We start from the raw sequence: 24,853 nt of genomic DNA on the forward strand, positions 1-24,853 counted from the left end.
ACCCGTTAATGTCCGCCTCTTCCCTCACTGCCACGCCGCCGTCCGCCGCCGACCACGCCATCCGGGCCGAACTCAGCGAGATCGACGCCTCCGCCCGCGCCCCCGCGATCTTCTTCCTCGCTTCCGCCATTGCCTGGCTCCTCGTCGGAACACTCTTCGCACTCATCGCCTCGATCAAACTCCACCTCCCCAGCTTCATTGCGGACATCGAGTGCCTCTCCTTTCCCCACGCCCGTACCGTCCATCTGAATACCGTCATCTACGGCTGGGCCACCAACGCCGCCATTGCCGTCGCCTTCTGGCTCATGGCGCGCCTCTCGCGCTCCGTGATCCGCTACTCCGGTTTCCTCTTCATCGCCGGCGCATTCTGGAACATCGGCGTCACCATCGGTATTGTCGGCATCATGCGCGGCGACTCCACCTCCATCGAATGGCTGGAGATGCCCACCTACGCCACGCCCCTCCTCTTCGTCGCCTACGCCATGATCGGCGCCTGGGCAGTCCTCACCTTCCGCTTCGGCAAATCGCAGCACATCTACGTCTCGCAATGGTACATCCTCGCCGCCCTCTTCTGGTTCCCGTGGCTCTACTCCATCGCGCAGATCATGCTCATCTTCGCCCCCGCGCGCGGCACCGTGCAGAGCCTCGTCAACTGGTGGTTCGCCCACAACGTCCTCGGACTCTGGTTCACCCCCATCGGCCTCGGCGCCGTGTATTATTTCCTGCCCAAAGTATTGGGTAAACCAATACACAGCTACTACCTCTCCCTCCTCGGCTTCTGGTCCCTCGCGCTTTTCTACAACTGGGCCGGCGTCCACCACCTCATCGGCGGCCCCGTCCCCGTGTGGGTGCAGTCCTGCGGCATCGTCGCCTCCCTCATGATGACCGTCCCCGTCATCGTCACCGGCATCAACCACCACATGACCATGGTCGGCAGTTTCGGCGCGCTGAAGACCAGCCCCACCCTGCGCTTCATTGTTTTCGGCGCGGTCAACTACACCCTCGTCTCGCTCCAAGGCTCGTCCATGTCGCTGCGCAACCTCTCCGAGATCACCCACTTCACCCAGTACACCGTCGGCCACTCGCACTGGGGCATGTATGCCTTCTTCACCATGGTGATGTTTGGCGCCATTTACTACATCATGCCTCGCCTCGTCCTCAAGGAGTGGCCCTCGGCCCGCCTTATCAGTATCCACTTCTGGGCTACGGCGGTCGGCATCATCTGCTACATCCTCGCCCTCACCTGGGGCGGCGTCCTGCAAGGCCTGCTCCTCAACGCGCCCAAACTCGCCCACGCCCTCGGCATGCCGCAGCAAACCGGCGACGACCCCGTGGCCTTCATCGAGACCGTGCGCGTGACGATCCCCTGGCTCGAAATCCGCACCTACGCCGGCATCCTCATCACCGTCGGCCACGTGGCCTTTGCCGTTAACTTTGTCTGGCTCCTCATCCGCAAACGCCCCCCCGGTGCCACCGCGCCCACCCTCTTCACCACGGGACAATCCATGGAGGTCAACGCCCGATGAACCGCGCACCACTCCTCTTTCTCGGCATCTTCGTGACGCTGGCCTTTTCCTGGACCGGTATCGTGCTCACCAACCAGATCAGCTACGGCAAACTCACGCCCGTGCGCGACGACGACGAAGGCAAAAGCTACCCGCTCCAACTCCCCGGCGCCGCTGCGCGCGGCAAGGAAGTTTACCGCGAGATGGGCTGCGTGTATTGCCACACCCAGCAAGTCCGCCGCCCCGGCTACGGCGTGGACATCGAACGCGGCTGGGGCGAACGCCAGAGCGTGGCGCGCGACTACATCCGCGAGCAACGCGTGTATCTCGGCACCATGCGCACCGGCCCCGACCTCCGCAACGTCGGCGCCCGCTACGCCGGCCAGGGCGGCATCGACTGGCACATGAAGCACCTCTACGACCCCGTGCTCACCTCGCCCGGATCGATCATGCAGCCCTACCGGTTCCTCTTCGACTATAAACCCGTTGTCGGCGAACCCTCCGCCAAGGCCATCGACCGCCTCTTCACCGCCGAGGAAAAAGCCCGTTACGGCCTCGACAAACCCGGCTACGAACTCGTCCCCAGCCAGCGCGCGCAGGATCTCGTGCAATACCTGCTCAGCCTCAACGACAGCTACACCTACCCCGAAGAAGCCCGCCGCGTTTACGTCGAGCCCCCCCCGCCCAAAACGGACAAGCCCGCCGACGCCACAGCCCAGCCCGCGGACAAGGCAGAGCCCGCAACCAAGGAGGACAAAAAATGAGCCCCCTCCCCCCCCCCCCCCCCTCGGGCAACACCAATCCCAAGCTCGAACAAGCCGCCACGACCGACGAGAGCATCCAGCAAGTCCACTCCATCCTCATCCGCGAAAAACCCGAACCCAGCGAAGGCTACCGGCCCATGCCTCTGTTCCTGCTCGGGTTCATCTCCGCGATGATTTTTATCTGCTCGGTTTATCTCGTTCATTACCGGGGCGACTTCGATCCCCTCGTTTACGACGAACGCTACGACCCCAAGCTCGCCTCCGCCAACGCCGGCCCCGTGCAACTCACTCCCGAGCAAATCATCGCCCAAGGCAAAAAAGCCTACCAAACCTGCTCCACCTGCCATCAAGCCAACGGTCAGGGACTCAAAGGCACCTATCCCCCGCTGGCCGGTTCCGAATGGGTGCAAGGCAGCGAGGAACGCGTCATCCGCATCCTTCTGCACGGCCTGACCGGCGAACTCAAAGTCCACGGCGACACGTTCAACGGCAACATGCCAGCATTCGGCCCCGGCGGCGGCTATAACTGGAAGGACGACCGCATCGCCCAAGTCCTCACCTACATCCGCCAAGAATGGGGCAACACCGCCCCGCCCATCACTACCGATAAGGTCAAGGAGATCCGCACCACCGCCGCCGCCGACCGCAAGACCCCTTGGACCCAGCCCGAGTTGGAAAAAGTCCAGTGACATTAGGAATCTCACGCGGAGGCGCGGAGCCGCGGAGAGAAGAAGTCATTGACGTAACCGAGCGAAATGATTGAAACGGTTCGGAAATCGGCCCGAAACGGGTCAAAATCGGTAACCGGCGCGAAATGGGTGCCCCCCCCCTCCCCCCCCATACATCGTAAATACAAAGCCCCCGCATGAGTCATGCGAGGGCTTGAAACAAACAGGGAAAAACAGCCGGGCCAGTCGATCAGGAAAATTCCGGGTTGCGGTAGAACCTGACCCAGCGGGCGTCCGACTCCTTGTCGTTCGTGTCGATCCGGGTCAGCCGCATCCACTCCACCCATAGAGGCGTGCCATGCACCTGGGTCGGAATCATTACGATGCCGGCCTCGCGGAAAATCCGTAGCCAGCGCTCGATGCTGGGCAGTGCCGCCCCCGGCATCACCGGCGGGACAAGCAGCACCAGGCCGGTGTCCGTGACGATAACCGTCTTGAGCGCGGCCGCCCGTAGCGCCACTTCCACGACCGCCCGGAGTTGCTTTTCCGGGATGGCCGGCCCACCGAAGGCCGGCGCGGAAAGCACCGGGTTGAGCGTCGCCGGCAACACCAGCGGTGCAGCCGGCGCAGGCGCGTCCGACTCCGCTGGCGGTTCAACGTAAGTGAGCAACTCTTCATTGCTCACTTCCGGTCCAAACAATGCGTCAAGATCAAGAAGCTTAGCAGGGGCCGCAGACAGGCTGCCCGCACCCCATGCCACCGCGCAAATTAGCGCGACAGCAGCAAAAGCGAGATGCGCAACAGGCATGTGGTGTGTCAGTTTCATCGTGGATTGCCTCGGTCTGTCGCGAATTACTTTTTGGCGTTGGTCAGGCGCTCCTGGATGGCGTCGATTTGTTCGCGTAATTTGTCGCGGCGCTGCGTGATGGACGGTGTGCTGCCGCCGAGCGAGATCACGCCGTTGAACTCGGCGAGCAAGTAGTCGATGGCCTCTTTTCGGGCCGCATCTGTATTGGGTGCAAGGATGTTGCGCACCTGCTGATTGAACCAGCGGACGTAAGTGGCGCTCAACTGGCCCTTGCCGAGATGCTTTTGGTTCCACGCGGGGAGAAAGTCGGCGTAAATGCCCAGGTCATTGGCACGCTTGAGGGCGGCGGCAAACACCGCAGTCGAATCGGAGCCTTCCAGCGCGGCAAGTTCGTTGGCCGTGGCGTAATACTGGATGTAATAATAGCTTTGCGATCCTTTGGAAAGGACCAGCAGCTTTGAGGCCAGCAGCCTGTCGGCGTCGTTCTGGTCAAACACCTTTGCGAGGTTTCCCTCGGCGTCCGTGTTTCTGTGCCCGAGCACGGTTTTGATCAGCCAGGTTGCCAAGCCGGGATTGACTTCGCCGATGTCCTCCACGTCGGACACGAGGGCATCGAGCGCGGCGATGTTGCCGGCCCTCCAGCTTTGGATGGCGGCTTTGTTTTCGAGACCGGCCGCGCGGATGGCAGCACGGTCATCGCTGGCGCGCGCTTTGCGGATTTTGGCCTGTCCGTCGGCATAGATGTCGTCGTAGGCGGTCTTGAGGGTCATGCAGGTCTGCGCCGGCGTGGCCGCAAATGCGAGGCTCGCGCCAAGGGCGAGGGCCGAAATGATGAGGATGGTTTTTCTCATGATGGTGATGTATTGTGGTTTTGAATACCCGGACGGTTGTCCGGGAAGTGTTTAGGGGGTGGGGAGGACGGGGAGCCAATCGGGTGTGATGGGATGCCAGATGACGCGTCCGGCGGCGTCGCGTTCGTAGTCGGTTGCACTGATGCGGCAGTAGCTCCAGACGAGGTTTGCGTTGGTGGGGCTGATGACGCTGTCGGCCGGGACGATGGCGATGGCGGCGGCAATGGTGGCTTGCGCATCGCTGCGCATTGACCAGATAGACTGCGTGGCCGTCTGTTTGCGCCAGCGGCGGTGATCAGTCCATCCGCTGTCCGTGAAAAACACGGTGGGTTTTGGCCCGGTCTGGCTGGTGATCGTGGTTCGCGCCGGATCAGGAGAGTGGAAATACAGATACAGGTCGGTAAACGGGGTGTGCTCGCCGAAATTGGAGACGGTGCATTTGAGTTCAAACTCCACCCAGATTCCGCCCAGCAGAATCCTGAAGCTGGCGTATCCGAAGTAACCGGGTTGCACGGCGGTTGCGGCGAGGGCTCCCTGAGCGGCGGTGGCGTAGGCAGTGGCGGGTGTCGTCGCCGCCGTGCCGAGGCCGAGCGTGGCGCGTGCGCTCGTCGCGTCGTTGTCATCGAGCAACGTGTAGGCGAAGGTGCTGATGGTTTTGCCGCTGAGAGCGGTCAGGGTGGAGTCGAGCGGTTGCAGCCCATTGACCGTCGCGCCCTCTGCCAACGCCAGCGTGCCGCCGGTGGCGATGGTCAGGGTAGCACCGTCGGCGACGGTGGCGTTGCCGGTGAGGTGGGCGTCTTTGATCGGCGTGGCAGAAAAAAGCTGAAACGCTGAAAGGCTAAAAACTAAAATGAAGAGCGGGCGAATCATGCGGCGGGTGCGATGGCGATGTAGGTGAGATGGAGGCCGGAGGAGCCGGGCGGACCGGAGAGTTCGGCCGTGAAACCTTCGTGCGTGATGGTCTCTTCGATGGGGTTGGCCCAGATGCGGTCGCCGGCGGAGGGCTTGGTGACGGTGGAAACGACATGGGGGGTTGTGCCGGGCTGAAAGGGCGCGGGGAACTGGACTGCCACGGTTTCGGCAGCGGCAGGGATGGCGACGCGGCCGGCACGGATCGGATTAGCGGCGGCGAGGGCGGCAGGGAGTTGGTCGAGGGTGAGGAGGGCTCCGGGCAAGGGGTAGGCGGGAGGGGCGGGCTGGGGAGTGCCTTCACCAGCGTAGATTTGTCGGCGGATCAGCACTTGGAACTGCGCGGAGATGCGGCGGGTGTTCTGGGGGTTCTGGATTTCGATTTCGCCGGTGATAATGAGTGAAGATTGCGTGCCGAGGGCGATCTCGAGGGCGGAGGTGTTGAGGTCGAGGATGGTGGTGTAGTAGGAGCCGGTCGCCTCGTTTTCCACCAGAGCCCAGCCGGTGGCGGAAAAGAGCAAAGCACCGGCGGGGGTAGCCTTGCCGCTGAGGATCATCTGGTCGCCGGGCTCCAGCGTCTCAATCGCCGGGGCCTCGCCGGTCGTGGTCGCCGGCCGCAGGAGCCAGAGGTTGACGGGGAAGGTGTCAGCACTGACCCATTCGGGGCGGGTGGCGGCGGCCTGGCCGTTTTTGTCGCGGAGGAGGATTTTGCCCGGCTCGAGGGCGACATTGAGATAGAGATTGAACTCGCGGGTCCAGGACATGCGGCCCGCACTCTACCGGGGTGGCCGCCAACCTGACCAAGGGGCGTGGGACGTGTGGGGAGGATGGCGCGGCATGCCCATCAGGATGCTTTTTCATTACGTCGTTTGCGTTTGGTTGTGTTTACGCAAACACAACGTTGGCGGTGGCGGACGGGTTTCTTTGCTGAACGCTGTGCGTTCCGAGAGCCTGCCCGGTTGGCACGCTGTTGCAGATAAAAGATCAGCCAAGCGGTGGCCACCGTGGAAATACCGATCAGAATTTGGGTGTTTTGTGCATTCATACGCATGATGCACTGTGTCAAATGACGTCACTGTCTGACCGGTTGCATTACTCGTTTTTTGTTTTTTTTAAGAAAATTTTCGCTGGGAGGGAGGGTATGGTTGGTCATTCGCCGTCCTCGGGTGTCGTTAGATCGACATCACACCAGCCTTCGGTGATGAGGGTGGAAAGCGTCGGGTCGGTCAGTGCGAGCACGCGCCAAGGGGTGGCGAGGGTGGCGTTGGGGCCGCCCGCCGCCGCGCTCTCGGGCGTTTCCTCCATTGCCACATCCGCGAAATCTTCACGCTCGGCGACCTCGCCGTCTGTCTCAACGCGGGTGTATTCTTGGCATTCCAAAAAAACGGCCTTTTTGCCGGCGGCAATATCCGCCGGCGCGAGGCCGGAGTTGTCGTAGTGCGTGGTGACAACGACGGTCAGCGAACCGTCTTCGTTCAGCGTCTGCTCCGTCACCGGCTGGCCGATCTGGGCGAGCCCTAATGAGCCGGGTGGAATGGCGTAGGGATCGCGGATGCTAACGGGCTGGCCGTTGATCGTGTCGGCGGCGGGCCAGCCTGGGACGTTGCCCGTGGTGTGCTCCCATGTCGCCAGCGCGGGCGTGGGGACGGAGCCGCTTACCTTCTGCTGTTGCCACAGCCAGTTGGTCCCACGCTCGATCTCGTTGTCGAGGTAGACTTTTCCGTCAGGGCCGAGAGTCTTGCCGCTCGTGCCTGCGGGGTAATCCTGCATTTGCGCCTCGATGCGGATGTATTCATGCGTCTGTTCTGGTGGGATGCTGTCGCCGTCCGGCGATGTCAGCGAGAGGATGCCGTTCCAGTCCTTGTAACAAAAATCGTCAGGAAGGGTGGTGGCGTCTGACTGGCCGGGTATCGCCGGACGCACTACCATCTCAACGGGGGCGGATTCGCCGCGCAGTCCGGCGGTGAGAGGAAAGACAAGGGGTTCCGCCGGATCGCGCACCGCCCCGGCCTGATGATTGCCTGTAGTTTTGGCCCAATACGTTTTCAGCCGACCGACTACTTTCCAGCCGGATCGTCCATCGCGAGCAATTACGCGCAAGCGGGCGTAGTGGTAGGCGCGGCGCCCGAATTGCGTGAGGTTGGAGATGTGCCAAAACACGGTGGTGTCGTCGTCAGTCGACAGGCCCGTGGGAAAGACTTGGTTTGTCCCAGAGCTAGCAGAAATGTTTGGTTTTTCGTAATCGACCCAGCCGAACTCCGACCACGGGTGCGGAATGGGCCGCATATAGCGGGTGATTTGTTTCTGGGTGTAGGAGCAGGCAAATTGCGCCGGTGGCTCGTCTTCGCCCTGCAAGGGATAGGATGCGCCGCTGAGTTTGCCGACCAGCATCACGGGGAGGGGGGGGGGGAGGGGGGGGGAACCGATGCGTTTGACCGCGTGCGTGTGGGTGACGCGCCCGACCAGCCCGCGCGGGACGGACATCGCGTGCCGGTAGCGGATGAGCATGAGGCGGAAAGCCTCACGACCATCGGCGGCGAAGAGCAGGGAGGCAGGGGCGTCGGTAACGATGGGCAGATTGGGGCGGAGGGCGATGCCGCCGGTGAGGGAACGCAGCCGGTCGTTCCATGGTATCACGGGGTTGTTGCTATTGGCCGTGCCCGGAGGCACGTCCGCCCAGTCCACGTCGTCCGCCGCCCAACCTTGCAGCCGCTCCGCCATTGATGCTGGTGTCATCGGATCGGACCAAGTCTCATGCAGGGCGGCGTGCCAGTGTCTGGAGATACCGCTGCCGTCTGGTCCGTAGTTATACTCGTAGTCAAAATCCACGCCGTCATTCCGGCGTGAGCAATTAACCAGAGCCATGAGCGCGTGGGCATGTTCTGACCAAGCGGCGACACGTTGTTCGGAGGTCATGGAGTCCCAAGCTGGATTGGCTCTGGGATCTTGCGGGAAGCCGTTCCAGCCCCCATTCTGTTCAGCCCATCCATCATAAGCTCTGTCCATGTAGCTGGGCAGATCGTCGTTATATCCTAACTCCTGTCTGTATTCTGGTTCGCCACGCGGCCAGTCTTCTCCAACTTCATCAGGAGGGAACCCGGAAATCAAATCGTGATCAACGACATCGCTCCTCACGCCGTCCGTCCAAGTGATCGTGCGTGTAGTCTTCCAGCTATAAGATGCATAAGGGGGAGGAGAAGATAAACTCTCGGTTTCCACTCCGGACGCGGTGCCGTCCCATACCCATGTTTTAGTAACGGGAGACCAGCGCAAGGTAATCGTTTCAGTATAGGATAAAGAAGACGATGAGGAAAAACCATTTCCAGAGGATGAGTTAGTTCTGTTAATAGATAAATGCCTTGTCCAGAAAACCGGCGGAGGGACCGTTTGCTCATACAAATGACGGAAGACGGCCCTTGCCCATCCCCGCCCCAATCCCGACGAGAATTTCGTAACGACATCGAAAACATCCACGAATCGGGCCGGCTGGTTATTTAAACCAGTGGGTATAACACCAAATGGGGGCACAATTGGCGAATACGCCCGCGCTTCGTATGCTATTATCGGATACGGAAGATCGATGTGGGACTCGCTGTCGGGCACAGTGGTGCCGCCGTCTGCACGGCGGAAGAGCACGCAGGGCGAGCTTGGCATGAGGGCGGGGACGCTGCCCTGCGCGCTGACTTCGCGGCTCATGCCGTGGGTCTCCGGTTGCGAAAGAAAACGACCTCGCGCAGCAGGGTGACAGAGGGCGGATGCTCGGGGAGGTCGGCGGCGGTGAATTGCACGTATCCATTGGTGCTTTGGAGGACGCTGCGAAAGGAACCTTGGTCGGTGTTGTTGGCGACGGGGGTCTTGGTTTGCGATTCCCCGATGCCGGTTACGCTAACGTAACAATAACCGAGGAGCAGGCGGAACTTGAGGCGCCAGCCGGTGGCCGCGTCAATCGGATCGGCAGTGAGGGCGGGCGTGGACGACGTGTAGGCTTCCTCCTTCAGCCAGACGTGAGTCCAAAGTGGATACTGATTGATCGGGCCGCTCCACTCGCACTCCAGATGAACGCGGCGGGTCGTCGTCTGCGAGACGTTGCGGGGGATTTCACAAACTGGCGCAATGAAAGGACTCTGACCATCCACGCGTTCTGGTGCTGAATAATCCACGGTCCCGAATGTCAGCCAGAAACGAAACGGCACGTTGTCCGGGGCGGTCGTGTCGGAGGCCGGCGGCGTCCAGCCAGTGGGCGGGGTTGTTGTGAGGGTCAGGGGCGGCGCGACAGGTTCGTCCGAGCCTCGCGGGCCGGTGGTTTTGGGGAAGCGCAGGGTGTCGAGGCGGTTGGTGAGGTAGCGCAGGTAGCGGATGATCTGGCTGACAATGTCCGCAGTGACGCCTTCACGGGGACGGGGTTCGCGTGGTAGATAAACAGGCATGGCGGATGATCAGGCGGGCGGGTAAATGTCGGCGTCCACTTCGTCGGCGCCGGTGGTTTCGATGACGCGCTCCCATTTGCCCTGCCCGCCCTGGCGGACGGCGCGATCGGCGGTCTGAAGGTATTCATAACCGGCGGGGGCAGAGGCCGGCCGGCCGACCTTGTAGCCGCATTTGGAGGAAGTCGGCCGCCGGTAGCTGCGCACCGTCTTGCGATGCACAGGCGTGTAAACGACGTAGGTATCCTGCCCGCGGCGGAGTTTGGCAACGAAGTGTTTGGCGTTGGCGGAAAGGGCGTTGTAGAGGGTGGTGCGCTTGGCCGCGGTGTCGGCGGATTTCCATTCGGCGATCTTGTCGAGGTCGGCGTCGGTGAGGGTATTGGTCCCGCCCACCTGATAGCGGGGAGCCTGTTCGAGGGGTTTGACGACCTCGGCAAACTCCACCTCTTCCGTGGGCTCCTCGGGGTTGAGGTAGCTGTTGATGATGGTGACGGTCATGGTTCCGGGGCCTTCGAGTCCGGCGCCATCCGGGGATACTTCGACCTTATCGACCCAGAAGTTGCTGTAACCAGCCATCTGCCCACCTTTGCGCGGACGTGTGGACATGAGCACTCGATACGGGCCGCGGTAGGTGAACACGTAGGTTTCACCGCTCGCATCCTCCATATACCGGGGGGAGCCGGCCTGGTGTTCGATCTGCTTCGATCCTCTCCAACGTGGTGTAATGCTGGCCATGATACGCGACTAGATGAAGGCGGATTGAAGGGTTGGCGTGTGGGCATCCAGGCGGACGCTCTTGATGATGCTGGCCAGTTTCTCCACGCCGACGGCGGTGCGGCGGGCGTAGTCGAGAGCGGGGCCGCCGGCACCGCCGACGAAGAGGCCGATCTTGGCGAGGCGGTCGCCTTCGGTGTCCCGCGCCTTGATCGTGCCGGCGGCCGAGATGTCACCTCCGGATTTGGCAGCCGTGGCGGCGGTCGTGGCCTGCGCCTTGGTGAGATTGGCGTCCGCCGCCTTCACGGCATCCTGCCAGATTTCCTCCAGCTTCTTTTTGAGAGCCTGCCGCGAGTCACCGGCGAAGTCGGTGAGGTCCATGTTGGCGAGGTTGCCGACGGCCTGACGGATCACGCTGTCAACAAAGCCGGTGTTGTCCCGCTCCTGCTCCCGCTGGTTGCGGCGCTGGGTCACCTTGTCTTGGGCGAGGCTCTGCTGGAGCGACGCCGGAGCGCCGTTGCCGCCGTGCAGGAGGGAGGCGTAGTCCATCGCCATGACGAGGAGTTCTTTCATGGCGATTTTGGCGGAGAGCCAGACGTTGCCCAGGCCCGTGGCGAAGTTTTTAGCGATAACCTCGAAGGGAGCGCGGAGCACGGCCCACACCGTCTTGGCACTGTTGATCGTGGCATCCAGAAACATCGCCAGGTAGATTTCCACGGCACCGATCAGTGAGACGGCGAGCAGGTCGCCGATCTGGCCGCTTTTGAGGATTTCGATCAGCGGGGCGATGGATTTGCCCACACGTTGGCCGAGCTGCGTGAAATCCATGTCGTTGATTTTTTCCAGCTCGCTCATGAGCGAGGCGCTGATGGATTCCGCCGCACCGACGAAGAAGCCGCGCAGCTTGACCGGAGCGGCGGCCAGGATGGTGCTGGCCTTGTCGAACTGACCGGCATTGCGCTGGAGGACTTCGGCCTGGGTGCCGAGGACTTTGGCGGCTGTTTGCATGGCACTGTCATCCTTGATGACGGCGAGCAGCTTCGCGCCGGTGCGCCCGAAGATCTCCATCGCAGCGTTGACCTGTTCGGTGGGATCTTTGATCCGGCGGATGCGGTCGGCGATGACCGCGAACTGGCCGGGGGCATCCAGTTTTTTAAGTTCGGTGATGCTGAGTCCGAGTTGATCGAAGATTTTTTTCGTAGGCTGGCCCGATTCATTTACGCCGGAGAGGGCACGTTGGAGGAGGTTGAGCACCGGGGCCGCTTCCGATCCGCCGAGGCCGGCGTTGATGAAGGCTTGCTGGAGGAGGGCGATGTCTTTGACCGCCCCGCCGGTTTGGGCCGAGAGGTGTTGCAGTTCGCTGCCGAGATCGATGGCCTTTTTCAGGCCGACAATCGCGCCGGCCGCGCTGAGTGACACGCCGCCGATCGCCGCGATCTGCCCGATGGCGCTGCCCACCATGCCACGGACCGACGACAGCGGCCCGAGGAAGCCCCCGGCATTGAGCGTCATGATGGCGGCGAGGTTCATTTTTTAGGGAGTGTAGTCACGAGATAAGATTGACTGAGTTTTTTTGTGATGGAGAATGTCAGCATGGCGAAAGATCAACACCGTCACGACATTTCGGACCGAGTTTGGAGCGTTCTGGAGCCGCTGCTACCTGGAAGGAAAGGAGCGTGGGGAGGGGTGGCGGAGGACAACCGCAAGTTCCTCAACGCGGTTCTGTGGATTTTACGCACTGGTGCGCCTTGGAGGGATCTTCCAGAGGATTACGGAGGGTGGAGCAACACGCACAGGCGTTTTTGTCGCTGGAGAGACAAGGGGCATTGGGAGCGCCTGTTGTCGGAACTGATGAACGAGCCCGATTTTGAGTGGCTGATGATTGATGCCAGTCATGTCAAAATCCATCCGCATGCAGCGGGAGCCAGAGGTGGAAACGAGGCGATCGGTCTGACAAAAGGGGGCGAAACACCAAACTACATTTGGCCGTGGATGCGCATGGTATGCCGGTGCGAGTCATTGTTACAGCGGGTTCCACGGCTGATTGCACACAGGCTGGCAGGTTGATTGAAGGCATTGCCGCAGACCATCTGATCGCCGACAAGGGATATGACACCAACGCCATCATCGAAATGGCGCAGGCCGCAGGCATCTGCCCGCAGATTCCTCCAAAGACCAATCGCATAGAACAACGCGAATATGACCCTTATCTTTATCGGATCAGGCATCTGGTAGAAAATGCATTCCTACGACTCAAGCAATGGCGCGGCATCGCAACCCGATACGCAAAACGAGCCTCCTCTTTCCTCGCTGCCGTCCAATTCAGGTGTGCTATCCTCTGGGCTTCAATCTCGTGACTACACGCTCTAAGAATCTAAATCAATACTCTCTTTGGTATAATGATTCTGATTGTCCCTCCCTCCCCCCCCCTACCCTTCTCAATTTCGCCCTACCAGTTCCAGCATCGTCCACGGCAGCGCGTCCATGGCGCGCCAGAGGTAGCGGCCGAACAAACCGCCCGCGCCGGCCAGTAACGACAGGCCCACGAGCGTCCGCACGGGATAACTGATGATGAAAACATTCATCCTCGGCACCGCCCGGCCCAAAATCGAAAACGCCAGCGAGATCACAAAGTTGAGCGCGATAAATGGCGCTGCCATCCGCATCCCAAACTCAATGACCTGCGCCGTGCAGATCGTGAGCGTCTCGCCTGCCAGCACGCTGAAACGCGCCGCGCCCGCCGGCGCGAAATCGAAACTCCGCACAAACGCCGCCAGCGCCCCCTCATGTCCGCCCATGAGAAAAAACATCAAGCCCGCGAAACTCCCGATGAAGGCCGGTAACGGCTCCTGCGACGGCGTGGGCACATCAAAGCCCGGCGCGGCGACAAGCCCCAGTTCGTTGGCAATGAGACGCCCAGCCAGTTCTGCGCCCGCGAACACCAGACGCCCCACAAACCCAAGCGCCAGGCCCAGCACCATCTCGCGCACCGCCGCCTCGGCCAGCCACGGCCAGCCGGGCGGCTCCGGCATCGGCGCGTGCGGGATGATGCCCGCCAACAACGTCGGGAACATGAAGGCGCAGGCCACACGCAACATCGCCGGCAATACCTTGCCGCCCGGCACCGGCAGCAACATCACCACGCCCAGCGCACGCAAACCGGTCAAGGTCCAGACAAGAAGCCATTCGACGGGCATGAGTGAAATTGCGATTGTGATAAAAGGTGGGTGTGTTCGTTGCTCGCGCGTATCGCGGCCTGCTCAACCGGATACCGTAGCCATGCGGGCGATACACATGGCGGCAAATTCGCTCAACGTGCGGAGCAGCCACGGCGCGAGCAGGATGAAAAGAAGCCCGAGCGCGACCAGCTTGGGCGCGAAGGTCAGCGTTTGCTCCTGAATGCTCGTCACCGACTGTGCCAGACTCGTCAGCAGCCCGACCACAAGCATCAGCCCGATGAACGGCGAGACGACGTAGAGCGCGAAGAGCACGACTTGCTTCAACAGATCAATGGCGGCTTCGGAGGACATGGTTTGCGGCGCGTTGTAATGGATTATAAACTACACATTAAAGCTCTCCACCAGGCTCTTGACCACGAGGTGCCAGCCATCGACCAGCACGAAGAGCAACAGCTTAAAGGGAAGCGACACGATGGCAGGCGGCATCATCATCATGCCGAGCGACATCAAGGTGGACGACACCAGCAGATCGATGACGAGAAACGGCAGGAACAACAAAAACCCCATCTGAAACGCCGTCTGCAATTCGCTGATGACGAAGGCGGGAATCACCACGCGCAACGGCAGGTCCTGCACTCGCGTCGGCGGAAAACGTCCCAGTTGCAGGAAAAATTCCAAGTCGCGCGTTCGCGTTTGCTTGAGCATAAATTCCTTCACCGGCTCCGCAGCCTTGGCCAGCGCGTCAGCCGAACGCATTTCACCAGCCATGTAGGGCTGCAACGCCTCTTGATTGGCGCGCTGAATCACAGGACCCATGATAAAAATCGTCAAAAACAACGACAGCCCGATGACAATCTGGTTGGCCGGTGCATTGGGCACGCCGAGCGCGGTGCGCACGAGTCCGAGCACGATGACCAGACGCGTGAAGCTCGTCATGAGCAGGATCAACGACGGGGCCACCGTGAGCAGCGTCATCACGACGACGATTTGCAGGCCCACGCTGATTTCGCCGGGCTTGCCGCCGCCTTCGAGATCAATGGCCAGCCGCCAGGGTTCCGCAGGCGCTGAGGCCGGAGCAGCAGCAGAGGCGGGGGGGGGGGGGAGGGGAGCGGTTTGCGCCAAGGCAGCGGGCGTAACAAGACATGCGATCAGCAACAGCAACGCAAAGGCAGCGATCCACCAAACGTGGCGCGGGCCTCGCTCTTCCGGAAGGGCGCGGCTGCGCCGCGTCCGGCGGGTCAGGAGACCCGCCCTCCCAGTCAGATGCGTCGCCATGAGTCTCCTTTTCGTTCGTTCCTGCCGTCGAGGCGGGCGATGAATTGTATCTGTCCCGGCGTGACACCGAGCAGGAACTTGCGATGTTCGTAAGTCGCCACGACGAGGTGCTGGCGGTTGCCGAGAGAGCGGGTCTCCTCGATCGTGAGTTTGCGCTCCGCCCGCGCGAGGGCGAATCCGCCATTGCGGCGCTTCCAATAAAGCCAGCCCGCGCTCGCGGCGAAAAAAAGTGAGACGACCAGCCAGCGCCAGCCACCACCCGCATCGGGCTTGGTTGGAGCGGCATTTTTTTCCGCCGCTCCGTCGTCAGGCGCGTTCACAAGAAGCGTGCCGCCGGGCCGGGTTCCCATGTCCGGCCCGGCGGCATTTGCCGGCTGCGCCGTCTCCAATACGGCGCAGCCGATCAGCACCATGAACAGCCAGCGCAATGCGCTGGAAATTTTGCGCGTGGGTTTCATGCCGTCTGCCCGCCCACGATCTCGGTGATCTTGATGCCGAAGTTTTCCTCAACCACCACCACCTCTCCGTAGGCCACGAGCTTGTCGTTGACAAAGAGTCCCACGGGGTCGGTGGCACGCTGGGCGAGTTGCACGATGGTGCCGGGCGAGAGCGCCAGCACCTCGCGCATCGACAACTGGCAGGAGCCGAGTTGCACGGTGACCCTGACCTTCACGTCGAGGACGAGGTCGAGGGCTTTGCGGTCGTTTTCAGAGACTTTTGTTTCCGATCCAGAGTCGGAGGCGGGCGTGGTGATTGTCATAGAGAGATTCTGGTTGGGAGTTTGCGGTTGATTTTCACGGCGACGCGGTCGCCTTCGACACCCACGGTGCCGGTGAATTTTTCGGCGCCGGCCAGGAGCACGCGCGTGTCGTCGAGGATGCCGGCGGGGAGTTCGAGCACGTCGCCGACGCGCAGGCTGGCAATCTCGCGTAATGAGGCTTCGAATACAGGCCACTCGGCGCGCACGGGCAGGGCGATGTGCTCGTAAACCGGCTTCCAGCCGGTGGCGTCCGGGCGGGCGGCGGGCGCGTTGTCCTGATGGCGGCAGGCTTGCAAGTCGCGCACCACGGTTTCGATCATGTAGTAGGGCACGGCAAGGTTGAGCGCGCCGGTGCAGTCGCCAAAATTCACGTCGAGCGCGAGGACGAGCATCACGGCGTCGCGCGCGGAGGTTTGGAGGAAACAGCCGTTGTTCTCGTGGCCGACGATCTGCGGATGCAACTCGGGACCGGCTTTCCATTGGATGCACCACTCTTCGAGGAGGAGCGTCAGCATGTCCTCCAGCAGGGCGATTTCGATCTCGGTGAGGTGGCGGTCGGCGGTCACGGAGTGGCCGCGCCCGCCGAGCATCCGGTCCACGATCGTGAGAGCGAGGCGCGGATTGATCGTCAGCACGCCGATGCCGGGCAACGGGTCGGCCTTGAAGAGACAGATATGCGAGGGAGCGGGCAGCGACTCGGTGAACTTGACGTGCGTGAGCGTCGTGAGCCGCGTCATTCGGAAGGTGCACTCCATGCGCAAAAACAGAGCGATGCGCGAGCCGAGGTGCCGGATAAATTCGTCGTGCAGGAGGCGCAGGCGGCGCAACTCGACTTCGGAAAGGAAGACTGGGTTGCGAAAATCATATGCCTCCACGCGGAGGTCGGCGGCGGCGTCCTCGCGGCGTCCATCGGCGCGCAACACCGGCGGACGCGCCTCGACGGCCTCTCCCGAGGCTTGGGCGAGGAGGCGGTCGATCTCGCTCTGGTCGAGACCACCCGAGGCGGGAGTGTCGCTGATTTCGTCCGGCATGGGGGGGGGGGGAGGGACTGGTGGTTGCGCGGCGCTTATTGCACGACGAAATCGGTGAAATAAACCTGCTCGGCGAGGCGCCGTCCCAGGGTCTGGTTATAGGAAGAGACGAGGCGTTCGCGCAGAAGATTGCGGGCTCCCGCCTCCTCCAGATCGGCCAGCGAGAGCGAAGACAGCACGTTGATCGTCACGTCCAGGAGTTGCGCCTTCCTCTGCGCAAACTCGGCGGCGAGCGTCTTGTCCGCCCCCGTGGCAATGAAGCTCACCTTCAGGTAGCGCGTGCCCATGCTGCCGGCGAGGTTGACGACAACATCTTCGAATTTGAACGAACCGGCGTCGCTCGCGGTTGCGTTGACCGTGTCGCCCGCGAGGGGACGGGGGGGGGGGGGGGAGGGAATGTTGCCGGCGGCGACGAGCAGGTTTTCCCGTAGTTGAGGAACAACTACAAACTGGACGACGGCCAGCGTTGCCACCGGCGTGAGCAGGATGGCGAGGATGGCCGGGAGCCAGGCCTTGAGCGGGAGGCGGGTGCCCGCCTTGTGGTCGGAGTCGGGAGCCGGGGCGGCGGTGGAGGTTTCGGTTTTTGCGGCCATGGAGCGAGGCGTGGGTTTTGTTTAGCTGCGCTTCATGTTCACGATGTCGTCGAGAATCGTGTCGGAAACGGTCACGATGCGGGCGTTGGCCTGGAAGCTGCGCTGCATGGTAATCATGTTGGTAAGCTCGGCGGTGAGATCGACGTTGGAGAGTTCGAGCGAGTAGGTCTTGAAGGCGCCCGTGCCGTTGGAGCCGGGGATGCCGATGGCCACGGTCGTGGCGCTGTAATCGTAGAGGTTGCCGCCCTCCTTCATGAGTTTCGCCTGGTCGGCGACCTGGGCGAGTCCGACGGTGGCGACGGTGTGCGTGACGCCGGCGGTGTCCACGTAGGAAACGGCGCCGTTGCTGGAGATGCTCTTCGATTGCACGCCTGTAGTGGGAATCTGGATCGGAGCGCTCGCGGAATCGAGCACCCGGAGTCCGCTGGCGTTTACCAGGTAGCCGTTGTCGTCAAACTTGAAGGAGCCGTCGCGCGTGATGTACTGGGCGCCGCTGTTCGGGTCCTGCACGATGAAGTAGCCTTCGCCCGAAATGGCGAGGTCCGTGGACACGCCGGTCGTGGAGATGCTGCCTTGCGTGTAGTTGGTGGAGATGCCGGCCAGTTGCACGCCGGTGCCCGTCTGGCGGGAGGAATCGACGCTGGTGGCGGCGCGCAGGGTGTTGCTGAACGAGTCGCTGTAACTGGCGCTGGAGCTTTTGTAGCCGGTCGTGTTTACGTTGGCGATGTTGTTGCCGATGACTTCGAGCCCCTCGGTGAAGTTGCTGAGGGCGCTGACGCTGGAGGTGAGTGTGCCGATGAGTGCCATGGTGGTTGATGGGTTGATGGTGGTTGGTTGATCGTTGTTGGGAGAAAAAAAAGGGGGGGGGGGGGGAGGGATCAGGTGGTGGCGGCGGATGGTGGTTCGGCCACTTCGACCACGGACGAGTAGGTGTAGTAGGTGTCGCCGATCTTGACATAGACGGCGTCGGAATCGGCGGCGATGGAGGTGACGGTCCCGGTGACCAGTTCGCCGTCGCTCACCACGGTGACTTCCTTGCCGACGAGTCCGGCCGCGGCCTGCATCTGTATGTCGGCTCGGAGATAGCCCATTTGCGTAACAAGTGCCTCGGATTGCGCGAGCGCGCTGAACTGGGCGAGTTGGGCGAGGAACTGGGTGTCATCGACCGGGTTGAGCGGGTCCTGTTTCTGCAACTGCACGCTGAGGAGTTTGAAAAAATCAGCTTGTCCAAGTGTGGATGTAATGGAGGTTGAACTGTTGCTGGCGGACGCCTCTTGCGTGGCGCTGGTGGTGGTGACGGCGGGGACTGTCATGATGATGGTGGGTGTGGGTTAAGCGATGGCGGTGAGGCGGCGGGCGCCGTAGCGTCCGGAGAGTGAGTGAGGCGGATTGGCGGCGCTGGAGTCGGTTGTCGTCGTGGCGGTGGTGGTCGGGAGTTGGGTGGAAACGACGCTGCCATGTTGTGGCCGCGTGTATGAGTCGGGGTGCGGTTGATGCCGGTCGCCGCCATCGCCGGTCTGCGCGCCTGCCTGATCCTGAAACGAAAAGCTTTGTTGCGGGTTTTGCTGCTGCTGTCCGGCTCCGCCGGAAGCGGGCGCTGGCATTGCGCGGAGAGGCAGAAAAACCGGATCGGCCAGCGTCGCGGCCATTTTTTCGGTTTGCGAAGAATAGTGCTGCCAGGCCGTGGCAAGCGTTTCGCGGACATCATGCGAATCGCTGCGAAACACGGTATGCACCGCGCCGTCCTTGAGTGACACTTGCACGGTCAGCGGTCCCTCTTCGCCAAAGTCGAGGCGAACACTGACGGTCCCCGTTCCGTCTTGTCCGCCGAGCGCGGAGGCAATCTCGACCACTTGCTGCACGGTCTCCACCGCGCGCACCGCCCGGGCGGAGTCGCCCGCGGTGGTTGCACTCGTCGTGAGAACAGGCGTCGCCGATGCCGCGGAATACGGATCGGAGAAGGCGGTCGGCGCACTGAGTGTCTCGGCGGGCATGCGTGCGGAGCCTTTCGCAGATTCGATGCCAAAGTCGTCTGCGCTGTCGCGCAGGCGTTTTCCACCAGCGGGTTGCGAAAGATTATTTTCGGCGACCTGCGCCTGCGAAGCCGCGCCGGACAATGTAATGGTGGAGCGGGCGGCAAATTGTGCCGGGGCGCTGGCGGCGTCGCTGGCGGAGACGGGGGGGGGGGGGGGGGGGGACGACGCTGCGCGTCGAACGTCCAACGTCGAACGTCCAACATCCAACATCGAAGTGTCGGAGGCGAGGGAAGCGGGAGCGGCGGGAGGGGCGGAAGGGACAGCAGGGACGGGAGCGGTGGAAACTGTCGTGGAAATATCGATACGATTCTGGCGTATTGCAGAAACGGGGCGCTGGGGCTGCGTTTCTACGCAGTTCATCACTTCGCCGACTGCGCGGCCTGACACGAGGTCGATGGCTGCATCGGCAGGCGGGATGTTTGCCACGCTCGCGCTGGCGCCGCTTCGCGCCGTCGGCAAGGGGATTGTCTGTAAAAGACTGTCGCTCGATCGGGGGGCGGATGGGACGTCCGTGGCAGGCGTGCCGAGCTGGGGCTCGGCGTTCCCAGCGGGCCCATGCAAACGGACGACGTTGTGCGTCGTCGTCCGGCTGTTGGAAACCGCCGCTCCGTCAGAGGCTGTCGTCGCAGCGGCTTGCGTGTGTTCGGCGGGTTGTTGCTCCACCACCGGAGCGGGCACGAACAGGCCGGCAAAGACGAAGGTTGCGGCAGGTGTGCTGACGATGGGGCTGGCGGTATCGGATGTATTGTCGGGATTTTCGTCTGGAGCCTGCGCGTCCTCGTCCATCGTGGACACCGCAAGCGGAGTCCCTGTCGTCTCGCCGTCATCCGGCGCAGCAAGTGCGGGAGACGCCGTGGAAAGGAGGTTCAGCAGCGCATCGAACGGCGTGCCGGTCTGCGCGGTCACGACGGCGACGTTTCCTTCGCCTGCGCAGCCTGGGGCGGACGTGAAATCAGGCTCTGCGAATTTTGCGACAAGTGGGGAGGGTGTGAGCATATTGTGGTGTCAGGGCGTGGCGTTTTTCCTCGCGGATTTGATCACGCGCAGGCGCTCGGAGAGACCGGCGGCGCGTTTGGCCATGTTGGGATCAGTGATGGCGGCCTGCGCCATCTCCTCGAAAATCGCACCGGTGGCGTCGGCTTTCATGAGCGAGAGCAGGCGGGCGGTCATGTCATCGTCGAGTTTCTGCATGATCGCCACGGCCGCCTTGGGCGAGAGGTTGCTGTAAGTCTGGGCGAGCGATTTGAGGTTTTTCATTTCCTCGCCTTCGATCTCGGTGAGCCGGGAGCCGATTTCATCGCGCAGGGCTTCGAGTTCGACGCGGGCCTGGTCCAGCTCGGCGGCGCGGGCATTGAGGCGTTCCTCGCGCAAGGTCAGTTCCTGCTCGCGCTTGGTGAGCAGGGCGCGGGCGTCCTTCAATTCGCTGGAGAGGTTGTCGATCTCGATCGTCCAGAAATCCCACGGTTTCTCGGGACGCGGTTTGGCGAGGCTGGCGGCCTGCTCCGCGATCCAAGCGGCGCGAATGGCGCGCGCTTCAATGAGGATCGGCTGGATTTTTATCCAGAACAACCCGAGCCCGGCGAGCAGTCCGGGAACGACTCCGAGCAGGACAACAACAAGGGGGGAGCGAAGTGTTTTCATTATTTTATGAGAAGGAGGGCCGGGCGCGCGAATCGCGTGAGGGACGGGAGGAAGGGCGGGAGGCGCTGGCCGCTCCGACCGCGCGGGCGACGCGCATGGAGGCAAATTCATCGAGGGCGGCCTGCTCTTCGCGTTCGCCTGTCTGACGGTGACGCTGGCGAGCGCGGACCTTGAGGTTTTCGATCGCCTGCAAATGACGGCGGGCATCGAGCCATGCAGCCCTGGCTTTGTTCATCGCCTCGCCAGCCAGCCGCAGGGTCTCCGTGGCGCGCTTTTCCGTGGCGCAGTCGCCGCGCCAGGAAAGGAGGGCGGCGGCGTGTTCGCCGGGGCGAAACACACGTTCGCGCACCTCGCAAAGCGCGCGGGCGGAGGCGGCAACGCGGGCGCGGGCGGACTCCAGCGCGGCGGCGGCGAGGGCATGGGCGTGCAGGGCGCGGGCAAAGGCTTCGCGTGCCTTTTGCTCCTGAATGTCGCGCAGGGTGAGCACGGAGTGGAGGGAGAATCGAAAGCGTTTCATGCCATGACCTCCCGCCGCTCCTCGCGCCCCATGACCTCCGCCAGCCGGTTGAACACGTCGGCGCGCGCCACGATCTCGTCCACGCGCTGCCGGAGAAATTGTTTGAGCGGCTCGTGCAGCGTGACGGCGCGGTCAAGCGCGGCGCTTGCGCCTTTCTGATACGCGCCGATGGTAATGAGATCTTCATTACGCTTGTAGATGGCGAGCAGTTCACGGGCGCGGGCGGCGGACTCGACCTCGGTGGCGGAACAGATGTCGCGCGTGAGCCGGCTGACGCTTTCAAGGACGTCGATCGCCGGATAGTGGTTGGCGTGGGCGAGCGCGCGCGAAAGCACGAGATGGCCGTCGAGGATGCCACGGACGGCGTCGGCGATGGGTTCGTTCATGTCGTCGCCTTCGACGAGCACGGTGTAGAGCGCGGTGATGGCGCCGGTCTCGCCCGCGCCCGCGCGTTCGAGCAGGCGGGGCAGAAGCGCGAAGACGGAGGGTGTGTAGCCGCGCGTTGCCGGAGGCTCGCCGATGGCGAGGCCGATCTCGCGCTGCGCCATGGCAAAGCGGGTCACGGAGTCCATGAGCAGGAGAACATTTTTCCCCTGGTCGCGGTAGGACTCGGCGATGGCGGTGGCGGTGAACGCGGCGCGCAGGCGGAGCGGAGCGGGCGAGTCGGAGGTGGCGACAACGACGACCGAGCGGGCAAGTCCTTCGGCACCGAGGTCCTTTTCCAAAAACTCGCGGACCTCGCGGCCGCGTTCGCCGACGAGTCCGATGACCACGACATCGGCGGCGGAGCCGCGCGCGATCATGCCGAGCAGGGTGGACTTGCCCACGCCGGACCCGGCAAAGAGTCCCAGCCGCTGGCCGCGCCCGAGCGGCGTGAAGGCGTCGAGCGCGCGCACGCCCGTGGGCAGGGCCTCGCGGATGCGCTGGCGGCGCAGGGGGTGCGGCGGACGGGAATGGACGGCGTCCACGCGGCGCGTTGGCACGGGACCCGCGCCGTCAAAGGGACGCCCCAATGCGTCGAGCACGCGCCCGAGTAGTTGGGCGCCCGATACGGGAATGGGCGGACGGTCGCCGGCGGAGACGGAGCACCCGGCGTGCAGGCCGGTGGTTTCGCCCAGAGGCATGAGGAGCACGCGCTCGCCGCGAAAGCCAACGACCTCGGCCATGACTTCGAAGGCGTCGCGTTCGGAGCGGATCACGCAGATGTCGCCGAGCCCAACGTTGGGGCCTTCGCTCTCGATGATGAGGCCGGTGACCGCCGCGACCCGTCCGAGGCGGCGCATTGCAGGCGCGTGCCGCACCTGCGTGCGGAGGGCGTCAAGATAAGTGGCGGTGTCGGGAGTCATGGGGTTCGGGAGCCTGTTAATTTGCTTCGTGTGCATGGTTGCAAGGTAGGGAGGCCTCTCCGAGGCCTCCGCAAGCGGGGTGTGATGGATGCGAAATTCATAGGTGATTGGAGCGTGGTTTCGGAGGCCTCGGAGAGGCCTCCCTACCGGGAGATGTCAGTAAAATCAAAAGGCTTTAGGTGACGGGGATCAGTTCCTGTCGAAGCGCCTCCAGACGGGCCGGGCCGCGGGCGTCGGTGATGCCAAAGCGGCTGCGCACAAGGCAGTCGCCGGTGACAAGGGTGTCGTCGGTCGTGAGTTTGAGATCGGGGAAATGTCCGCTCCAGGCGGGAAGGACTTTTTGCAAGTGCGCGGCGTCGTGCGGGCTGACGACGAGTTCCAGTCCCTCGCGTTCGGGATGGAGCTGGTCGAGTGCTTCGCGGCATACGCGCTCAATGACTTCGGCAGAGGGTTCGTAGCCGGCGAGCAGGCGACGTCCGACTTCGATGGCGAGGGGGGGGAGGGCGGCGCGCATCTGGGCCTGCAGGGTCTGCTCCATGCCGGAGAGCTTGCTGAACAATCCTTCCTGCAGGGTCTGCACACTGGCACGCAGCGCGGCGAGTTCACGGTCGGCGGTGGCGCGGACTTGTTGTTCGCCTTCGCGGAGTCCGCGGGCGTGCGCCGCCGCGAGTTCGGCGGCGGTGTGGCGGGGCTCGTCGGAGTTGTCATGCGTCGCGGCAACGATGGCCACGCCGGTCAGCGGGCGGTCAAAGGCGATGGTGTGTAGTGGTGAATTCATGACAAGCACCGCGGTTTATTTACGTGACCATGGCGATTTCGCCGCCGTCGAGGGATATGGTCCCCTCCTCTTCCATGAGGCGGATGGTCTGGATGATGGCGTCCTGCGCGGTCTCAACGTCGCGCAGGCGCACGGGGCCGAGCATGGAAATTTCGTCGCGCAAACCCTCGGCGGCACGCTTGGAGAGGGAACTGTAAATCTTGTCGCGCAGGGCCTCGGTGGCGGATTTCATCGCAATGGCGAGCTGGGCGGAGTCCACCTCGCGCAGCACGCGTTGCAGGTCCATGGCGGAGAGGCGGCGGATGTCCTCGAAGCTGAACATTTTTCGGCGAATCGCGCCGCCGAGCTGGTTGTTGCGTTCCTCGATGCGGGTGAGCAGCGCCTTGGCTGCGTCCTTGTCGATGCCGTTGAGCAGGTCGGCCACCGCGCGCACGCCGCCGCTGTGGTGAAAGGCGGGCGCGACCTTGCGGTCAAAATGCCGGCTGAGGTTGCGCACCACCTTGGCAACGAGGCCGAGCGAGGTGCTGTCAATGGTGCCGAGTCGTTCAAGGATTTCCTCTCGCCTGTCGGCATCGAGGAGCGAGAAGACTTCGGCGGCCTTGGGGGCGTCGAGATAGGAGAGGACAAAGGCAACGGTCTGCGGCTGCTCCTGCTTGATGAGGTTATAAATCTGGCGGCCTTCCATCCCGGCGATGTCGGCAATGACATCGACGGTGGAGGCGGCGGCGCTGGCGCCGACGCGGTTGAGGAGCGTGGCGGCCTTGTATTCGCCGCGTGCGATTTCCAAGGCGCGGCGGGCAAACTCAAGGCCGCCCAGCGTGCTGAGGAGCCCCGCGCCGACAATGGGTGCGAACTCGTCGAGCGCCTGCGTGCGCACGGTGTCGCTGATGAGCGTGAACTGGCCCATCTCGCGGCAGAGGAGTTCGACCTCGGAGTCCTCGAATTGCTTCAATACTTCAGCCGCCGCCTCGGGGCCGATGACGATGAGGAACACGGCGAGTTTTTGCAGGCGGGAGAGGTGGGTGTAGTCGATGTCAGCCATGACGGGGAGTGC

The 24,853-nt window shown here is 62.9% G+C and carries 26 protein-coding genes and 1 pseudogene; 4 read left to right on the forward strand and 23 right to left on the reverse strand.

The annotated features are described in order from the left end of the window. The first annotated feature begins 8 nt into the window (after positions 1-8). The 3 genes from OBACDRAFT_RS22070 to OBACDRAFT_RS22080 are packed head-to-tail and all read left to right on the forward strand — an operon-like array spanning position 9 to position 2,958. Positions 9-1,526, forward strand: coding sequence for a cbb3-type cytochrome c oxidase subunit I (locus tag OBACDRAFT_RS22070; RefSeq protein WP_043589077.1), 1,518 nt, complete (start codon positions 9-11; stop codon positions 1,524-1,526). Then, positions 1,523-2,269 carry a cbb3-type cytochrome c oxidase subunit II gene (locus OBACDRAFT_RS22075; protein WP_043589078.1) on the forward strand — a complete coding sequence of 249 codons (747 nt, stop codon included), beginning with the start codon at positions 1,523-1,525 and terminating at the stop codon, positions 2,267-2,269. The genes OBACDRAFT_RS22070 and OBACDRAFT_RS22075 overlap by 4 nt, the downstream gene beginning before the upstream one ends. Further along, on the forward strand, positions 2,266-2,958 hold the full coding sequence (locus OBACDRAFT_RS22080) for a c-type cytochrome (protein WP_043589079.1): 693 nt from the start codon (positions 2,266-2,268) through the stop codon (positions 2,956-2,958). Before OBACDRAFT_RS22075 ends, OBACDRAFT_RS22080 begins: the two co-directional genes overlap by 4 nt. Before the next feature lie 229 nt (positions 2,959-3,187). Here OBACDRAFT_RS22080 and OBACDRAFT_RS22085 read toward each other — a convergent pair whose 3' ends face one another. From OBACDRAFT_RS22085 to OBACDRAFT_RS22125, 8 genes are all read right to left on the reverse strand, one after another. Continuing rightward, positions 3,188-3,763: a hypothetical protein gene (locus OBACDRAFT_RS22085; RefSeq protein ID WP_052362374.1), complete on the reverse strand. Its 576-nt coding sequence runs from the start codon at positions 3,761-3,763 to the stop codon at positions 3,188-3,190. 26 nt (positions 3,764-3,789) lie between these two features. After that, positions 3,790-4,596, reverse strand: coding sequence for a hypothetical protein (locus OBACDRAFT_RS22090; RefSeq protein ID WP_043589080.1), 807 nt, complete (start codon positions 4,594-4,596; stop codon positions 3,790-3,792). A gap of 51 nt (positions 4,597-4,647) precedes the next feature. After that, positions 4,648-5,466 (reverse strand): hypothetical protein, encoded by an 819-nt coding sequence (locus OBACDRAFT_RS22095; RefSeq protein WP_052362375.1) that lies wholly within the window; start codon positions 5,464-5,466, stop codon positions 4,648-4,650. After that, positions 5,463-6,269: a hypothetical protein gene (locus tag OBACDRAFT_RS25950; protein ID WP_052362376.1), complete on the reverse strand. Its 807-nt coding sequence runs from the start codon at positions 6,267-6,269 to the stop codon at positions 5,463-5,465. The genes OBACDRAFT_RS22095 and OBACDRAFT_RS25950 overlap by 4 nt, the downstream gene beginning before the upstream one ends. Positions 6,270-6,654: 385 nt before the next feature. Next, complete coding sequence (locus OBACDRAFT_RS22110) at positions 6,655-8,421, reverse strand: hypothetical protein (protein WP_157837250.1); 1,767 nt, start codon at positions 8,419-8,421, stop codon at positions 6,655-6,657. A gap of 776 nt (positions 8,422-9,197) precedes the next feature. After that, entirely contained in the window at positions 9,198-9,932 is a 735-nt protein-coding gene (locus tag OBACDRAFT_RS22115; RefSeq protein ID WP_043589083.1) for a hypothetical protein, read from the reverse strand. A gap of 9 nt (positions 9,933-9,941) precedes the next feature. After that, positions 9,942-10,664: a hypothetical protein gene (locus OBACDRAFT_RS22120; protein WP_157837251.1), complete on the reverse strand. Its 723-nt coding sequence runs from the start codon at positions 10,662-10,664 to the stop codon at positions 9,942-9,944. A 9-nt stretch (positions 10,665-10,673) separates the two neighbouring features. Next, entirely contained in the window at positions 10,674-12,173 is a 1,500-nt protein-coding gene (locus OBACDRAFT_RS22125) for a hypothetical protein (protein WP_043589085.1), read from the reverse strand. Positions 12,174-12,236: 63 nt separating this feature from the next. On the opposite strand from OBACDRAFT_RS22125, the pseudogene OBACDRAFT_RS27105 reads away from it, so the two are divergent. Then, positions 12,237-13,000 (forward strand): annotated as a pseudogene (locus OBACDRAFT_RS27105) (IS5 family transposase). Positions 13,001-13,081: 81 nt separating this feature from the next. On the opposite strand, the gene OBACDRAFT_RS22135 reads toward OBACDRAFT_RS27105, so the two are convergent. The 15 genes from OBACDRAFT_RS22135 to fliG form a co-directional block, all read right to left on the reverse strand. Continuing rightward, the gene (locus OBACDRAFT_RS22135; RefSeq protein ID WP_043589086.1) at positions 13,082-13,840 is read right to left on the reverse strand and encodes a flagellar biosynthetic protein FliR; all 759 of its coding nucleotides are present in this window, start codon (positions 13,838-13,840) and stop codon (positions 13,082-13,084) included. A gap of 63 nt (positions 13,841-13,903) precedes the next feature. After that, the gene (locus tag OBACDRAFT_RS22140; protein WP_043589087.1) at positions 13,904-14,173 is read right to left on the reverse strand and encodes a flagellar biosynthetic protein FliQ; all 270 of its coding nucleotides are present in this window, start codon (positions 14,171-14,173) and stop codon (positions 13,904-13,906) included. Positions 14,174-14,203: 30 nt separating this feature from the next. Continuing rightward, positions 14,204-15,097 carry a flagellar type III secretion system pore protein FliP gene (gene fliP / locus OBACDRAFT_RS22145; RefSeq protein ID WP_081722270.1) on the reverse strand — a complete coding sequence of 298 codons (894 nt, stop codon included), beginning with the start codon at positions 15,095-15,097 and terminating at the stop codon, positions 14,204-14,206. Beyond that, entirely contained in the window at positions 15,082-15,555 is a 474-nt protein-coding gene (locus OBACDRAFT_RS22150; RefSeq protein ID WP_043589088.1) for a flagellar biosynthetic protein FliO, read from the reverse strand. Before OBACDRAFT_RS22150 ends, fliP begins: the two co-directional genes overlap by 16 nt. Next, complete coding sequence (gene fliN, locus OBACDRAFT_RS22155; RefSeq protein WP_043589089.1) at positions 15,552-15,857, reverse strand: flagellar motor switch protein FliN; 306 nt, start codon at positions 15,855-15,857, stop codon at positions 15,552-15,554. Before fliN ends, OBACDRAFT_RS22150 begins: the two co-directional genes overlap by 4 nt. Continuing rightward, positions 15,854-16,888: a flagellar motor switch protein FliM gene (locus OBACDRAFT_RS22160; protein WP_043589090.1), complete on the reverse strand. Its 1,035-nt coding sequence runs from the start codon at positions 16,886-16,888 to the stop codon at positions 15,854-15,856. The genes fliN and OBACDRAFT_RS22160 overlap by 4 nt, the downstream gene beginning before the upstream one ends. Before the next feature lie 35 nt (positions 16,889-16,923). After that, the gene (locus OBACDRAFT_RS22165) at positions 16,924-17,481 is read right to left on the reverse strand and encodes a flagellar basal body-associated FliL family protein (protein ID WP_043589091.1); all 558 of its coding nucleotides are present in this window, start codon (positions 17,479-17,481) and stop codon (positions 16,924-16,926) included. Positions 17,482-17,502: 21 nt separating this feature from the next. Continuing rightward, on the reverse strand, positions 17,503-18,288 hold the full coding sequence (locus OBACDRAFT_RS22170; protein ID WP_043589092.1) for a flagellar hook-basal body complex protein: 786 nt from the start codon (positions 18,286-18,288) through the stop codon (positions 17,503-17,505). Positions 18,289-18,359: 71 nt separating this feature from the next. Continuing rightward, complete coding sequence (locus OBACDRAFT_RS22175) at positions 18,360-18,794, reverse strand: flagellar hook capping FlgD N-terminal domain-containing protein (RefSeq protein WP_043589094.1); 435 nt, start codon at positions 18,792-18,794, stop codon at positions 18,360-18,362. An 18-nt stretch (positions 18,795-18,812) separates the two neighbouring features. Next, on the reverse strand, positions 18,813-20,513 hold the full coding sequence (locus OBACDRAFT_RS22180) for a flagellar hook-length control protein FliK (RefSeq protein WP_043589095.1): 1,701 nt from the start codon (positions 20,511-20,513) through the stop codon (positions 18,813-18,815). 9 nt (positions 20,514-20,522) lie between these two features. Next, a complete protein-coding gene (locus tag OBACDRAFT_RS22185) occupies positions 20,523-21,158 on the reverse strand; it encodes a MotE family protein (RefSeq protein ID WP_043589097.1) in 636 nt (211 codons plus the stop codon). 4 nt (positions 21,159-21,162) lie between these two features. Next, the gene (locus OBACDRAFT_RS22190; protein ID WP_081722271.1) at positions 21,163-21,675 is read right to left on the reverse strand and encodes a flagellar export protein FliJ; all 513 of its coding nucleotides are present in this window, start codon (positions 21,673-21,675) and stop codon (positions 21,163-21,165) included. Next, positions 21,672-23,021 carry a FliI/YscN family ATPase gene (locus OBACDRAFT_RS22195; protein ID WP_043589098.1) on the reverse strand — a complete coding sequence of 450 codons (1,350 nt, stop codon included), beginning with the start codon at positions 23,019-23,021 and terminating at the stop codon, positions 21,672-21,674. The genes OBACDRAFT_RS22190 and OBACDRAFT_RS22195 overlap by 4 nt, the downstream gene beginning before the upstream one ends. Before the next feature lie 175 nt (positions 23,022-23,196). Continuing rightward, positions 23,197-23,799 carry a FliH/SctL family protein gene (locus tag OBACDRAFT_RS22200; RefSeq protein WP_043589099.1) on the reverse strand — a complete coding sequence of 201 codons (603 nt, stop codon included), beginning with the start codon at positions 23,797-23,799 and terminating at the stop codon, positions 23,197-23,199. A gap of 19 nt (positions 23,800-23,818) precedes the next feature. Beyond that, entirely contained in the window at positions 23,819-24,841 is a 1,023-nt protein-coding gene (fliG, locus tag OBACDRAFT_RS22205; RefSeq protein WP_043589100.1) for a flagellar motor switch protein FliG, read from the reverse strand. Between the last annotated feature and the right edge of the window lie 12 nt (positions 24,842-24,853).

Source organism: Geminisphaera colitermitum TAV2 (assembly GCF_000171235.2).
GTDB lineage: Bacteria > Verrucomicrobiota > Verrucomicrobiia > Opitutales > Opitutaceae > Geminisphaera > Geminisphaera colitermitum.

Bases quoted from the DNA above. Each gene is read 5' to 3' on its own strand.
- OBACDRAFT_RS22110 (WP_157837250.1), bottom strand. From the start codon at position 8,421: ATGACCTCCGAACAACGTGTCGCCGCTTGGTCAGAACATGCCCACGCG.
- OBACDRAFT_RS22195 (WP_043589098.1), bottom strand. From the start codon at position 23,021: ATGACTCCCGACACCGCCACTTATCTTGACGCCCTCCGCACGCAGGTG.
- OBACDRAFT_RS22180 (WP_043589095.1), bottom strand. From the start codon at position 20,513: ATGCTCACACCCTCCCCACTTGTCGCAAAATTCGCAGAGCCTGATTTC.
- OBACDRAFT_RS22200 (WP_043589099.1), bottom strand. From the start codon at position 23,799: ATGAATTCACCACTACACACCATCGCCTTTGACCGCCCGCTGACCGGC.
- OBACDRAFT_RS22175 (WP_043589094.1), bottom strand. From the start codon at position 18,794: ATGACAGTCCCCGCCGTCACCACCACCAGCGCCACGCAAGAGGCGTCC.
- OBACDRAFT_RS22125 (WP_043589085.1), bottom strand. From the start codon at position 12,173: ATGAACCTCGCCGCCATCATGACGCTCAATGCCGGGGGCTTCCTCGGG.
- OBACDRAFT_RS22090 (WP_043589080.1), bottom strand. From the start codon at position 4,596: ATGAGAAAAACCATCCTCATCATTTCGGCCCTCGCCCTTGGCGCGAGC.
- fliN (WP_043589089.1), bottom strand. From the start codon at position 15,857: ATGACAATCACCACGCCCGCCTCCGACTCTGGATCGGAAACAAAAGTC.
- OBACDRAFT_RS22140 (WP_043589087.1), bottom strand. From the start codon at position 14,173: ATGTCCTCCGAAGCCGCCATTGATCTGTTGAAGCAAGTCGTGCTCTTC.
- OBACDRAFT_RS22165 (WP_043589091.1), bottom strand. From the start codon at position 17,481: ATGGCCGCAAAAACCGAAACCTCCACCGCCGCCCCGGCTCCCGACTCC.
- OBACDRAFT_RS22170 (WP_043589092.1), bottom strand. From the start codon at position 18,288: ATGGCACTCATCGGCACACTCACCTCCAGCGTCAGCGCCCTCAGCAAC.
- OBACDRAFT_RS22120 (WP_157837251.1), bottom strand. From the start codon at position 10,664: ATGGCCAGCATTACACCACGTTGGAGAGGATCGAAGCAGATCGAACAC.
- OBACDRAFT_RS22190 (WP_081722271.1), bottom strand. From the start codon at position 21,675: ATGAAACGCTTTCGATTCTCCCTCCACTCCGTGCTCACCCTGCGCGAC.
- OBACDRAFT_RS25950 (WP_052362376.1), bottom strand. From the start codon at position 6,269: ATGTCCTGGACCCGCGAGTTCAATCTCTATCTCAATGTCGCCCTCGAG.
- OBACDRAFT_RS22115 (WP_043589083.1), bottom strand. From the start codon at position 9,932: ATGCCTGTTTATCTACCACGCGAACCCCGTCCCCGTGAAGGCGTCACT.
- fliP (WP_081722270.1), bottom strand. From the start codon at position 15,097: ATGGCGACGCATCTGACTGGGAGGGCGGGTCTCCTGACCCGCCGGACG.
- OBACDRAFT_RS22085 (WP_052362374.1), bottom strand. From the start codon at position 3,763: ATGAAACTGACACACCACATGCCTGTTGCGCATCTCGCTTTTGCTGCT.
- OBACDRAFT_RS22160 (WP_043589090.1), bottom strand. From the start codon at position 16,888: ATGCCGGACGAAATCAGCGACACTCCCGCCTCGGGTGGTCTCGACCAG.
- OBACDRAFT_RS22075 (WP_043589078.1), top strand. From the start codon at position 1,523: ATGAACCGCGCACCACTCCTCTTTCTCGGCATCTTCGTGACGCTGGCC.
- OBACDRAFT_RS22070 (WP_043589077.1), top strand. From the start codon at position 9: ATGTCCGCCTCTTCCCTCACTGCCACGCCGCCGTCCGCCGCCGACCAC.
- OBACDRAFT_RS22135 (WP_043589086.1), bottom strand. From the start codon at position 13,840: ATGCCCGTCGAATGGCTTCTTGTCTGGACCTTGACCGGTTTGCGTGCG.
- OBACDRAFT_RS22080 (WP_043589079.1), top strand. From the start codon at position 2,266: ATGAGCCCCCTCCCCCCCCCCCCCCCCTCGGGCAACACCAATCCCAAG.
- OBACDRAFT_RS22150 (WP_043589088.1), bottom strand. From the start codon at position 15,555: ATGAAACCCACGCGCAAAATTTCCAGCGCATTGCGCTGGCTGTTCATG.
- OBACDRAFT_RS22185 (WP_043589097.1), bottom strand. From the start codon at position 21,158: ATGAAAACACTTCGCTCCCCCCTTGTTGTTGTCCTGCTCGGAGTCGTT.
- OBACDRAFT_RS22095 (WP_052362375.1), bottom strand. From the start codon at position 5,466: ATGATTCGCCCGCTCTTCATTTTAGTTTTTAGCCTTTCAGCGTTTCAG.
- fliG (WP_043589100.1), bottom strand. From the start codon at position 24,841: ATGGCTGACATCGACTACACCCACCTCTCCCGCCTGCAAAAACTCGCC.